The 12,087-nt window shown below is 68.8% G+C and carries 13 protein-coding genes and 1 tRNA gene; 4 read left to right on the top strand and 10 right to left on the bottom strand.

Features of this window, described 5'->3' with window-relative positions:
* Positions 1-161: 161 nt before the first annotated feature.
* Both O7629_RS21080 and O7629_RS21085 read left to right on the top strand, forming a co-directional pair.
* Positions 162-857, top strand: coding sequence for a winged helix-turn-helix domain-containing protein (locus O7629_RS21080; RefSeq protein WP_347403686.1), 696 nt, complete (start codon positions 162-164; stop codon positions 855-857).
* Between the two features lie 113 nt (positions 858-970).
* Positions 971-1,042 (top strand) — tRNA-Arg (locus O7629_RS21085).
* Between the two features lie 139 nt (positions 1,043-1,181).
* Here the strand turns inward: O7629_RS21085 and O7629_RS21090 are convergent.
* From O7629_RS21090 to O7629_RS21130, 9 genes are all read right to left on the bottom strand, one after another.
* Positions 1,182-2,549, bottom strand: coding sequence for an integrase (locus O7629_RS21090; protein WP_278171221.1), 1,368 nt, complete (start codon positions 2,547-2,549; stop codon positions 1,182-1,184).
* Positions 2,546-2,767: a helix-turn-helix domain-containing protein gene (locus tag O7629_RS21095; RefSeq protein ID WP_278171223.1), complete on the bottom strand. Its 222-nt coding sequence runs from the start codon at positions 2,765-2,767 to the stop codon at positions 2,546-2,548. Before O7629_RS21095 ends, O7629_RS21090 begins: the two co-directional genes overlap by 4 nt.
* Before the next feature lie 370 nt (positions 2,768-3,137).
* Positions 3,138-5,093: a DUF3987 domain-containing protein gene (locus tag O7629_RS21100; protein WP_278171224.1), complete on the bottom strand. Its 1,956-nt coding sequence runs from the start codon at positions 5,091-5,093 to the stop codon at positions 3,138-3,140.
* 36 nt (positions 5,094-5,129) lie between these two features.
* The gene (locus O7629_RS21105) at positions 5,130-5,441 is read right to left on the bottom strand and encodes a hypothetical protein (RefSeq protein WP_278171225.1); all 312 of its coding nucleotides are present in this window, start codon (positions 5,439-5,441) and stop codon (positions 5,130-5,132) included.
* Positions 5,438-5,692 carry a hypothetical protein gene (locus O7629_RS21110; RefSeq protein ID WP_278171226.1) on the bottom strand — a complete coding sequence of 85 codons (255 nt, stop codon included), beginning with the start codon at positions 5,690-5,692 and terminating at the stop codon, positions 5,438-5,440. The genes O7629_RS21105 and O7629_RS21110 overlap by 4 nt, the downstream gene beginning before the upstream one ends.
* 142 nt (positions 5,693-5,834) lie before the next feature.
* A complete protein-coding gene (locus O7629_RS21115) occupies positions 5,835-8,033 on the bottom strand; it encodes a cell division protein FtsK (RefSeq protein WP_278171227.1) in 2,199 nt (732 codons plus the stop codon).
* 105 nt (positions 8,034-8,138) lie between these two features.
* Positions 8,139-8,375 (bottom strand): hypothetical protein, encoded by a 237-nt coding sequence (locus O7629_RS21120; protein ID WP_278171228.1) that lies wholly within the window; start codon positions 8,373-8,375, stop codon positions 8,139-8,141.
* Positions 8,376-8,467: 92 nt separating this feature from the next.
* Positions 8,468-9,397: an ABC transporter permease gene (locus O7629_RS21125; protein WP_278171229.1), complete on the bottom strand. Its 930-nt coding sequence runs from the start codon at positions 9,395-9,397 to the stop codon at positions 8,468-8,470.
* Positions 9,397-9,660: a DUF6284 family protein gene (locus O7629_RS21130; RefSeq protein WP_278171230.1), complete on the bottom strand. Its 264-nt coding sequence runs from the start codon at positions 9,658-9,660 to the stop codon at positions 9,397-9,399. Before O7629_RS21130 ends, O7629_RS21125 begins: the two co-directional genes overlap by 1 nt.
* Positions 9,661-9,881: 221 nt before the next feature.
* On the opposite strand from O7629_RS21130, the gene O7629_RS21135 reads away from it, so the two are divergent.
* Together O7629_RS21135 and O7629_RS21140 are read left to right on the top strand one after the other, a co-directional pair.
* Positions 9,882-10,742 (top strand): GntR family transcriptional regulator, encoded by an 861-nt coding sequence (locus O7629_RS21135; RefSeq protein WP_278171231.1) that lies wholly within the window; start codon positions 9,882-9,884, stop codon positions 10,740-10,742.
* On the top strand, positions 10,739-11,284 hold the full coding sequence (locus O7629_RS21140) for a kinase (RefSeq protein ID WP_278171233.1): 546 nt from the start codon (positions 10,739-10,741) through the stop codon (positions 11,282-11,284). Before O7629_RS21135 ends, O7629_RS21140 begins: the two co-directional genes overlap by 4 nt.
* On the opposite strand, the gene O7629_RS21145 is transcribed toward O7629_RS21140, so the two are convergent.
* Positions 11,281-11,481 carry a helix-turn-helix domain-containing protein gene (locus O7629_RS21145; RefSeq protein WP_278171234.1) on the bottom strand — a complete coding sequence of 67 codons (201 nt, stop codon included), beginning with the start codon at positions 11,479-11,481 and terminating at the stop codon, positions 11,281-11,283. The two genes, O7629_RS21140 and O7629_RS21145, sit on opposite strands and share 4 nt — an antisense overlap.
* Positions 11,482-12,087: the final 606 nt, after the last annotated feature.

The raw sequence follows: 12,087 nt of genomic DNA on the forward strand, positions 1-12,087 counted from the left end.
TTCGCCGGGGCGGGCGGCGTCGTATCTGCTCGCCTCCCGGTGCACCCCGCCGGTTATGTATACCTATATCACGACTTCGCATACTTTGACGGACTCTACCGTCTCAGACGTTTTCTAAGCACATATCGCTACCGTCCTGATACAGCCTCGTTGGTCCTGACGTGGGGGCACTTCTTAGCGATACTCGGAGATCGATCACGAGCTGGTGCCGACGGCACACACTCGGCGGTGACGGCGCGGTGGCGGCCCGCCGTCGCGGATCACCCACCGGTGACGCTGGCGGGCTGACACCGGAGCAGGAACTCGAGCTGATCGACCTGTTGCGGGGCCGATGGCCGGAGGACCACGCGCTGGACGACGAACTGTGGAGCCGGCGTACCGTCGCGACGCTGATCGAACGGCGGTTCGGGCTGACGCTGAGCCCGACCGACGTCGGCCACTACCTGGACGCCTGGGGGCTGGCGCCCCGGCGGCCGGAGGAACGCGCCTGCGGGCTCTGCGTCGACGCGGTCAAGGAGTGGGTGGAGCGGGTCTACCCGACGGTGCTGCGCGCGGCCCGGGAGCACCGGACGGACCTGTGGTGGCTCGGGCGGACCCGGTTGCACGGCACCACCCCGGCTGCCGACGTGCTGTCGGCCGCCTCGGTACGCGGCCAGACCCGGTTCATGATCCTGACCCCGTCGATAGATCCGCCGCTGCCGCGTGAGTTCCTGCTGCGGCTGTGCGGACCGGACCGGCGCGGGGCGCATCTCGTCGTGGACGGCTCCTGGGCCAGCTCCGAACTGCCCCGCCGGCTGCCCCGGAGCATCGTCACGCACCTGCTGCCCAGCTGCGCCCGCCCGGCCCGGTCGGCCTGAGCAACTCCGGCGTCCCGGCCGGCGACCGGACCACCGCGCCGGCCGGGACCGGACACGGCGGATACCGATTCGGCGACCCGGTGCTGGGTTTGCTAATCTTCCTGGGTCGCTGAGCCCCCGTAGCTCAGGGGATAGAGCACCGCCCTCCGGAGGCGGGAGCGCAGGTTCGAATCCTGCCGGGGGCACCCTTCCTGACCTGCACGACAAGGCCGCTGACCAGGGCAATCCCAGTCAGCGGCCTTCATCGTCTGTCCGGCTGTGTCCGGCCGTCACCGGCCCTTGGCGAGCATCTGTGCCGAATACGTGCCGAAGTTCGGCACAGTCTCAGCCGTGGCCCAGCGCCCGTTCGATGCGCTGCCGCAACGCCGCCTCTCCCCCGTCGAGGCACTTGGCGTAGATCCGCAACAGCACCTCAACGGACTGCCCTGCCCACTCGGCGACCTGGGTCGACGGCACTCCCCCGTTGAGCCACGTCGACACGGCCGCGTGCCGCAGGTCGTACGGCGTACGCGCCAGCGGCGTAGCGTGCACCTCCGGCGTGAACACGTCCGCCCTGGCCCACCGCCACACCCGGTTGATCGTGCCCTTGGGCAACTCCTCCTTGTTCCGCTCCGAGACGAACAGCCGGCCGTTGGCACCGAAGCCGAAGTCGTCGATGTGCGCGTTGATGATCGCGGTCAACTCGGGCGGACACGGGACCGTACGGGACTCACCCCGTGCGCGCTGCTTGAGCTGCCGCTGGTCGCGGTTCTTGCCGCTGTCCGTCCACTCCCGCCCGGCGTGCGGCTCCGCCCCGTCGAGAATGAACTCACCCCAACCTTCCTTCGGAATCCGCAGGTTCGACTTGGCCAGCCGCACGGCCTCCTCCGGACGCATAGCGGCGTAGTACAGGCACGCGTAGAACGCCACCATGCGCGGGCCGATACGCCCCTGCTCCCGGACAGATTCGAGCAGGGTCCGCGCTTGAACAGGATTCGCCACCGACCGCTTGTCGACCGTCGTCACGACCTTCGGCGGTCTCCATTTGAGCTGAGGCAACGGGTTCGCTTCCAGCAATCCACTTTCCACGGCGTACTCAAGGACGGTGTTGAAAATCTTCCGCCGACGGCTGACCACGCTCGGCGCAGCCGGCTTCCCGTCGAGCCGCACGGTCAGCCCATCGAGTATCGGGCGTAGGACTTCCGCACGACTCAGACTTTCCACGTCACGCGTGTTCCGCTTCACCCAGTCAAGCGTCTGGCGGACAGCGTCCGGGGTGTCCTCGGCACCCCTACGCGCCGTGTTGAACGCCCAGCGGGTCAGCGCACGACGCAACAGCGGCCCGTCGGGCCGACCCTTGGTGCCGCTGAGCATCAGCACGGTGAGCGCGGCCAGCGCCTCGGCATGGGTGCGCCTGGTCGTCGCGGCCACGTGAAGCCACTTCATGTCAGCGAATGAACAGGCCAACTGGTACCACGACATGGTTTCCGTCTGGCGACGCATCGACACCGGGCGACCGGATTCGACATCGAATGCTTCACCCTTCCTCGCTGCCGAAACCAGTTCAGACCGATAGCTTTCCGCAAGAGCCTTGGTTTTGAACGGCTCCTTACGCGGCTGCCCGGCGACCCTCCATCGAACCCAGTAGGTACGGCCACGCTTTCCCTCGTAGATTTCGGTCGACCAGACCCGAACATCGTAGGTGATGCTCACGCGGCCTCCTCGTACAACGATTCCAACCACATCTCGTAGTCGCGCCGTTCGATTCTGATTTCACCGTTCGGCAGCTTGCGGCAGGGCGGCGTTCGCCGCTTCGCTCGCCAGTCGTAGAAGGTGGACCTTGAGATACCGAGTTCTTCGCATACGTCAGCGACCGTCAAATGCCGCCGGGATGTCCTGCTCTTCAAGGGGGCCTGCCTTGCGTTCTTCACACTTCTCCAGGGGTGGCTCTGAAGCGATCATCGATGGCGTGAACCCTGGCCTGCCGACCGACCGTGGCGGTGGTTGGCAGGTCGAGGTCTCGGCCGGTGCCTGCGACGGCGGGCAGGTCCGTCCGGCGTGGCGTTCAGCCGTGGACAGAACTGACAGAACTGACAGAACCTCGGTCAGCGGGGGGTTGTGTCAGTTGTGTCAGTTCTGTCCGAGGGGTTCGGCGGTCCGCCGGACGGGGTGGGCCTCGGTTGCTGCCGGCCGTCGGCCGGGGCGTCGGGCACCCCGTTCGGTCGTGGACACAACTGACAGAACTGACAGAACCTCGGTCGGCAGGGGGTTGTGTCAGTTGTGTCAGTTCTGTCCGGGGCATCAGGCGGTCCGCCGGACGGCGTCCGGTAGGGCGTGGACGGTGGCGGCGGGTTGCCCGTGCACGTCGGGGTGGACCAGGAAGGACGGCGACGGGGGTCGGCCACCGGCCCGCGTGCGGGGTTGCTCAAGCTGGCGGATGTAACCGTGCGTTTCGAGTAGGGACAGGGCGGGGTCGAGGTCGGCGACGGTGGGCAGTTGGCTGCTGCGGACCGCCCGGAACAGTTCCCGTTTCGTGAAGGCGGTCGTGGTGGTGCGTTCGATCCAGGTCAGGACGTGGCGGGCGTGTCGGCTGGTCCGGTCGGCTCCCATGTCGTCGAACGCGGCCAGGGCGTGGGCGGCGTAGTAGTCGCCGAGCAGGGCGGCCCGGTCGATGGTGTCGGCCCGGACGGGTTTTCCCCAGCCGTCGCGCAGGTGTTCGGCGAGGTGGATCAGTCCAGCGATGCGCACGACCGCGCCGGTGTACTTGCTGCCCCAGTCGATCAGGTGTGACCACGCGCCGCCGGGAGCCAGCCGGGGTTCCACCGCCCGTTCGATGTCCATGACGCGGTCGTTGGCGTCGGGGGTGAGCGGCAACACGGCCGGGTCGGTCCACTCGGCGAGGGACATCACGAGCGTGGCGAGGTTGCCCGCGTAGGTGGCGGCTACCGGTTCGGGTACGGGGTCGGCTCCGATCCGGCGTCGGCCGACGGTGTTCTCCGGCAGGGAGAACAGGATGCGCGCCAGCAACCCTTTGCCGCGGAATCCGGGCATGTCGGCGATGTCGCGGAGGACGTCGGGTTGCACGGCCAGGCCGAGCGTGAGTGCCGGATGCTCGACGTGTTCCGGCGCACGGGACCGGCGGTTGACGCGCAGCATGTCCCCGGCGTGGCCTTTGAGGAAGACTTCCAGGTTGGGGGTTCCGGAGTAGCGGCCGGCGATGGTGGCGAAGATGCCACCTTCCGGGGACAGCACGGCCAGGCGTCCGCCCTGCTCGGCGAGCAGGGATGCGGCTTCCTCGCTGGTGACGTCGTCGGCGACCAGCTGTGGCAGCGCGGGGACGGTGATGGTGTCGGCGTTCATCGCGGCGGCGGTCGCCTCAGCAAGCAGGGTGTCACGCCCAGACGCGTCCGCGTTCGCGGCGGCGATCGCCGTCCGCTCGGCCGTCTTCCCTGCCACCCGTGCCGCGAGTTCGGCTTCCACGATCGCGGGCCGGGTCCGCTCCACCAACGCCTTCTCAGCGGCCAACAACGGCCCGGTGATCGCCGCGAACACCGCCGACTTGCGGGAACCGGGCGGCAACACGACGACGGTGAACAGGTTGACCGGTTCCCGCCACGACCCGCGTACCTCGACCTCGGCCCGTCCACCGGCAGCCGTCGACAGGGCGGCGAGGGCGATGCAGCCGGGCAGGTCGACCGGGGTCTGTGTGAACTCGGCGACCCCGTAGACCATGTCGGCGACCCAGGCGGGCAGCATCTCGGCGGGGAACGCGGGCAGGTGGCGGCGGTCGCCGAGCGGAATCAACGGTGCCCACCCGCTGGTGTCGGCCTGGTCCAGCAGCACGCGGCCGGTCGCCACCACGTCGGCGACATCGGCACCGGATGCGGCGAGGCTGGTCAGCCGCTCGCCGAGGTCGACGACCCGGCGGCGGGCGGCGTGGTCGGCGACGATCCGCGCGTAGTGCCCGGCGTTGCCGGCGGCGGGAACGCCATGCATGAGCGTGTGCAGGTAGGGGGCACCACCGACCTTGCCCAACTCGCCAGTCTCGGCGAGATACGCCGTGAGGGTGATGGGGTCGGTGGCCTGGCCGGTGGCGTGGACGGCGGTCAACGCCTGCCAGATGATCCCGTGGGCCGGTCGGTGGAAGTCCTCGGCGGTGAGCAGGGTGACCAGGTCGGCGATGACCGGCGGGGCGACCAGCGCCGCGCCGATCACGGCACGTTCCGCGTTGTGGTCGTGGGTGGACTGTCGACTCATACGGCGTTCCTCCTTCACTGGTGTCGGGGGGCGGGGTTAGGCGGCGGGCCGGTGGTGGCGCGGCCGGGGATGCCTGGCGCTGCTGACGCGGGTGATCAGGTCGTTCAGGTCGGCGAGCAGGACCGCCAGTTGTCGGCGGGCGGCGGGGTCGGCGTCGGCCAGGGCGACCCGTACGCGTATCTCGGCTTGGTCGTGTCCGCCTGCGGTGCGGATGCGGGTGAGGACGGCGCGTGCCTGGCCGGGCAGGTCGACGACCATGGACGGGGAGCGGTGTCCGTCGTGTCCGCAGCGGTGGTCGCGGGCGCACCAGTCGGTGTGTTCCCCGTGCGGGTGCCGGCGGTGGTTCATCGGTGGGTGCCGTTGCGGTGTTCGCGGCGGATCTCGTTCCACACGTGCCGGCCGATGCGGATACGGCGTCCGGTGCCGTCGCAGCGGTAGCAGAGGCGGAACGCCTTGCCGTACGGGGCGCGGTGTTTCCCGGTGCCGTGGCAGCGTCGGCAGGGGCCGAACGGCCAGATAGCGCAGGTGATCAGGTAACCGAAAGTGATCAGGGTCAGGAGGGGGCAGAGCAGGCTAGCGAGGGTGGCGTACGGGTCCACGGGGTGCCTCCACGGGCGGTTTTCGGGCGTGCGGGGGTAGGGGCGCTAGGCGGCTAGCGTCCTGGCAGGGGTTTGTTTCGAGGGCTAGCGGTGCCGCTAGGTCTAGCGGGTGATGGGGCTAGACCTAGCGGCCCGTGAGCGGCTATCCCGCCTTGCGGCGTTGGTCACGCTTGGTTACGGCGGTGGTGATGTCGTCGCGGAGGATGCCCTTACGGTTGGCGCGTTCCCCGGTGACCGGGTCGGTGCCCCACACCTGCCGGCCGACGGTGACCCCGTGCGGCTTGAGCGCCGGGGCGAGGTTCCCGGTTTCCCATCCGCCGTAGACGTCGGGGCGGAGTTCGGCGAGTCGGGCGACGACGGTCTCTGACCAGACCTTCGCCTCACCCGTGGGGACGACGGTGAGGATGTCGTCCAACAACGTGTCTCCCGTCCGGGCGACGGTTTCGGGTGCGTCGCCGATGGCGTGGACGGTCAGGGTTCCGGCCCGCTCCCGCAGCTCCCGCGCACGGGTCACCACCTTTTCGACGTCGGCCATCTCGGCGAGGTTGGTCCGCACGGTGACGGCTTCGTCGACCGATCCGGAGTCGTCCGCGCCGAGCAGGATGCCGACGCCCTTGTGTCCGCGTTGGAACCGCGACGAGTCATAGCCGGCGGTGTACGACCCGGCACCCAACACGGCCTCGGAGGACTGCCACGTCATCGTCTTGAGGGCGAAGCGGGTGCCGATGTTGTCGCGCAGGTCGGTCGGTACGGCTTTGCCGTCCGGCTTCTGCGTGGCGAGCAGGATCATGATGCCGACCGAAGGGCCGACCTTGCACAGTTCGGTCAGCAGCGACACGATCTCGTCGCCGTGGACGGGGTGGGCGGAGTAGCGCTGAAACTCGTCGACCGCCACGAGGATCGGCCACAACTTGAGTGACCGTTTCTCGGCAATCTGTCGGCTGACCTTGGATTCGGGGCACAGGTCGGCGGGCAGGGTGGCGATGGTGTCGTAGCGGCGGTTCATGTCGGCGACCAGGCCGCGTAGGTCGTCGACCAGCGCTTCTACGACGTCGTCGCGGACGCCGTAGCCGGTGCGGTGGGCGATCCGTTCGAACGGTCGCCAGTCCTGCCCGCCCTTGCCGTCGTAGATGTGCAGCTCAACGATCGGATCCAACGCCGCCGCGAGCACGGGCAGGCGTGCGGCGAACGTCTTGCCCATGCGCGGGATCGCTCCGACGAGCAGGGAGGTGAACATGAGCAGCAGCGGCACCGGGCGTCCGCGCTGGTCCTGCCCGAACGGGAACGGCGCGAAGATGTCCACACCACCCTTGCCGATGAGCGGCCAGGGGCCGGAACCCTTCGCGTAGGGGTCCTCATCGGCCACCCACAGGGCGAGACGGCGGGCCGATCCGGCGGTGCCGCGTACCCGCTCCGGCCACACCTGCACCTCGTCCAGGTCGAGGCCGGCGGCGAGCTGGTCACGCTTCTTGATCGCCTTGTCGGCGTTCGTCCAGTACGGCAGGTCGATCACGGCCCGCCAGCCGGGTCCGTCGCGCATGATCGGGGCGGGGAAGGTGATCAGGTCGTCCGGCTTGCACAACCCGGCCGCGAGGAACGCGCGGGTGACCACGTCAGCCGAGAGTTTCCGCACACGCGGACTGACAGCCGCGACGTCCAACAGCGGCTTGTCCTTCGGCGTACCGGCCACACCGAACAGGGCCACGACACCGGCGAGGATCGCCCACCGCTGCCACGACCCGGCAAGCGCCATCAACGTGAGCACAGTGGGGATGCCGAGCAGCAACAGGGCGGTCAGGACCAGGCCGCGCCAGCGGACCCGTACGTCACGCTGCCGCGACAGCTTTAAGTACAGTTCGGCGTTTTCCTGCCGGACCACGGCCAGGCGCACGGGGATGCCCTCGGCGTCGGTCACCCACCGGACCGTGTGGCCCAGGAGTCGGGCCACGCCGAACGGGGCACGCCACGCCAGGCGTGCGCAGTATTTCGGCGACCGGGACAGGTGATACATGCTGACGTGCGTGTAGTGGCCTGCCGTCCAGCGGACGGCGTTGGCCAGTTCGGTCCGGGAGCGCAGCCAGGCGGGGATGATCGGCCGACGCTCCGCACCGACCACACCAGCGAGGCGGGACCGGCCAACGGCGGGGGTTGCGGGTGGGTTGACCGGGACGGGGGCGTCGTCGTCGCGGTCGTCGCCCTCGTCGTCGATGTCGACCGCGAACGACCCGGCCGGGTTGGTCTTGCGGCGGCGGGCGGTCAGGTCAACCACATCCGCACTGCCGTCGGTGGTGAGGTCGGCTTCCGCTGCCTGCCAGTCGTAACCGTCGTCAGGGGTGGGCATGAGGGGTTGCCTCCAACAGAAAGTCCAGAACCAACGGGGAAAGCCGGGGGAAGGGACCGGGCGCGGCCCGCGCAGCCGTAGCCGCGCCCGGTCGTCGAGGGCCGGTCAGGCCGGACCGGCGTCGATGGCGTCGGCGGGGCAGGTCGGTAGGTGGGTGACCAGCGCGGCCAGGGCGGGAGCCATCCCGTCGACTAGGCGGTAGAGGGTGCAGCCCTGGCAGCGGACGAACAGCCGGCCGCGCCCGTCACGCTCCACCCACGCCTTCGCACCGGCCGGGGTGTGCTGGATACGCGACACGATTTCCGTGGACGGCAACTCGTCCGGCGATGCCGTGGATGCCACGATGAGAGTCCTTCCCGAAGCGGTTGCTGAGGGTCGAGGGGCCGGCGGCGCGGCGAAGGTTCCTAGGCCATGGGCCGCGCCGCCGGGCAAAGTCACGGCTCCCGCTGCTGGCGCTGGTCGGTGTGCAGCAGGTGAGCCAGAGCGGCGCCCATACCGAGCACGGCCACCGGCAGGCACGAAACGACGGTGGTGATCCACCACGGGGCGGCGGTGATACCGGCGGACTCCATCAGGTGATAGGCCACCTGACCGGCCGCACCCAGAACGAGCGAGCCGATCGCCGACCAGGCCGCGAACCTGCGTGCCCGTGGCGGAACCCCGTCGGGTGCGAGCCACGCCCGCAACGCGTACGCGGCATAGGCTTCGACGCCGATCGGCAACGTGATCGCCGTGTTCACCGCGAGGGAATCCCAGATGCCCGGTAGCGGGTGCACCACACCGAACCCGGTCAGCTCACCCAGGCCGACCCAGCCGGACCAGATCGCCACGAACGCGGGAGCGGCCAGCAACAGCAGCACCCACGACCGCACCGGCGACCGGCCCGCCCGACGGTCAGCGGGAGTGATCTTCGTGTCCGGGTGTCCGTCCACCGCCACCGGCGACAACGGCTGCGCGGTGTCCTCGGCGACCGGCGACGGCAGGTCCGCCCCGGACCCGGCCGACGACTCGTCAGCAGGGGCGACCGGCACCGGGTCCGCCGACACATCCGCCGACACCGGCGACGGCTCCGGCGACGCGTCGACCGGGGCCGGTGCGTCGACCTCGGCAGGCCGGTCGGTGGTGGTGTCGCGGACCAGGTGCAACCCCCGGTGCCCACCCGTGGACTCGACCCCCGTCGCGTCCTGATCCTGCTGTTCCTGGTTCAGGGCTTCCCGTAGGGCGGTCGCCTTGGGCGAACCCACCCGCAGTTCCCTCATCAGCAGGTTCCGCGACGGAACCTCACCGAGACGGGCGGCGATCGCACGGGCGGCCGGCAACAGCTCCTGCACCGGGCGGGGGTACATGCTCGCGGGAGTCGTCATCAGGCCACCGCCTTGCGCACCCGCAGCGCGGTCACGGCCTGGACGTCGCCCAGGGCGGCGGCTTCCCGCATCACCCGCTGCTCAGCGCGCCGCACCCGACGGCGGTCAAGCAACGACGGACCGCCATCGGCGTACAGGGCGGTGATCTCCGCGTCCAACAACGCCAACTCGGCCTCAATCAACGGCCACTCACGTTCGATCGCCACCAGATCGGCGGCGGTGGGACCGACCTCGGTCGGGTCCGGGACAGGGGGTGCCTGCATGTCGCGTTCCTCCACAAGACACAGCGGTGACCTCTACAGACCTGTTCGGCCTGGCCGGTCGGCGCGACCAGCGACATGAAGCTAACAACTGATATGGAGCCAGGTCAACTGTTAGGGCTGAATGAAGATCAAACTTGGCCTCCGACCTGCGGCGATGGGCATACCATCTGTTAGGCAACTGGTAGGCTTCCCTGGACAGACGCCCGACGCGAGAGGAACCCATGACATCCCCTCAGCCCCGACTCAGCCGACCAGACTCCCTGCACCAACAGGTGGCCCGGAACCTGCGCAACGAGATCGAAGCGGGCGTACTGCGCGACGGTGACACCCTGCCGTCCACCCGCGAGCTCGCCGAACGCTGGGACGTCAGCGTGTTCACGATCTCCGAAGCGATGAAGATCCTCGGCGACGAGGGGCTGATCGTCAGCAAGTCCCGATCGAAGCGGATCGTGAACGCGCCCAACCAGACACGCGGCGGTGACATCCGCCTCCGCACCCCACGGGTCGTGATGATCGGCGGCTACGCCGGCAGCGGGAAGACCGAACTCGGCCGCGTCCTCGCCAGGGAAACCGGCTGGCCCATGCTCGACAAGGACACCATCACCCGCCCCGTCGTCGAAGCCGCGTTGGAACTCCTCGGCCTGTCACCCCACGACCGCGAGTCGGACGACTACTTCACCAAGGTCCGGCCACGCGAGTACGAATCCCTCATCGCGGTCGCCCATGAGAACGTCGCCTGCGGCAACAGCGCCATCGTCACCGCCCCGTTCATCCGCGAGTTCACCGACACCGCGTGGGTCGACCGCATCCAGGCCAGCCACACCGCCATGAACGCCCAAACCCTGTTCGTGTGGGTGTACTGCGACGCCGACACCATGCACACCTACATCCGCCACCGGGGAGCGGCCCGCGACGCCGCCAAACTCGCCAACTGGCCCGCCTACCTCGACACCGTCAACTTCGACATGCGCCCGACCGCACCCCACACCGTCATCGACAACTGCGCCTCCAGCGTCCCCCTGCAGAAGCAGGCCAAAGAGCTCCTGTCCGCCATCCTCACCGCGCCAGCGGCCAGCGCATGAAACGCGGTGTCATCCTCTACGGCCCACCAGCGGCCGGCAAGGACACCGTCACCGAACGGCTTGCCGCCATCGACCCCGCCTACCAGCTGTTCGCCAGACTCAAAACCGGCAGGGGCCGGACCAGCGGCTACCGCATGACCACCCCCGACCACCTTGACGCCCTAGAAGCGGCCGGCGGCATCATCTGGCGCAACCAGCGGTACGGGGCCACCTACGCCATCGACCGCCACGGCCTGGACCAGGCGCTCACCACCAGCGTCCCCGTCCTGCACATGGGCCAACCCGACGGCATCCACGCCGTCACCGACGCCACCCCAACGGCCCGGTGGCTGGTCGTCTACCTGTGGTGCCCCCGCGACATCGCCGCACACCGCATCGCCGAACGCGCCACCGGCGACACCGCCGACCGGCTCACCGCGTGGGACCAGACACCACCCGTCGACGCGGACCTGACCATCGACACCGCCACCACCGACCCGCAGGAGGCAGCCCACACCATCCACCACGCCACCGGCGCACTCACGGACACCAGAACGGGCTAATCCTCGTCCGGCTCATCCAGGTGCGGCCGGAACTTCTTGATCCACGCTTCCACGTCCGCAATCCGCCACACAGAACCCATAGCCAGACGGTCATACGGCTCCGGGAAATCCGGACGTCGGATGAGCTGCTGTACCCGCTGACGGGACACCCGGAGCCGCTCTTGCAGCTCCTGCGGCCCGTACAGGTGGCGACCCATGCCCCGAACACTATTCAAACGCCAACTAGTCAAACCGCTACTTGGCAAATCGCTACTGGCATATTGACAAGGGGCTAGTCACACCGACACCCTTGAACTCGTGACCACACCACCGAACCAATCACCCGTCCACCACCGCCAACCCCCCAAAACCCACACACCACTACGCCCACTCTGGCTCTGCCGCACCTGCGCCCACCCCTGGCCATGCGGACAAGCCCGAATCGACCTCATCAACCAATTCCGCGACAACCCCACCGGACTCCCCACCTTCATGGGCGTCATGCTCCACCTCGCCACCCGAGACATAACCAAACTCGACCCCAACGCCGTCACCGACCCGGAAGACCTCAACCAACGATTCGTACGCTGGACCCACCCGTAAAGCCAGCAGCATCCGAACGTTCCCGAGACGGACCGGTCAACCGGATCGACATTTGGCGACTCACCGGGCTGCGTCAAGGCTCCCAGAAAAGGCGATAATCAACTGCTCAATTCCACGGAGGAATCGTGCTCGGGAAATGGTTCCAACGCCCACACCTCGCAATCGACGTCGTGCACCCCGCGCAAGAACGCGATCTCCCGGTCAGCGACAGCCCAGCGGCC

The sequence above is a fragment of the Solwaraspora sp. WMMD792 genome (assembly GCF_029626105.1).
Taxonomy (GTDB): domain Bacteria; phylum Actinomycetota; class Actinomycetes; order Mycobacteriales; family Micromonosporaceae; genus Micromonospora_E.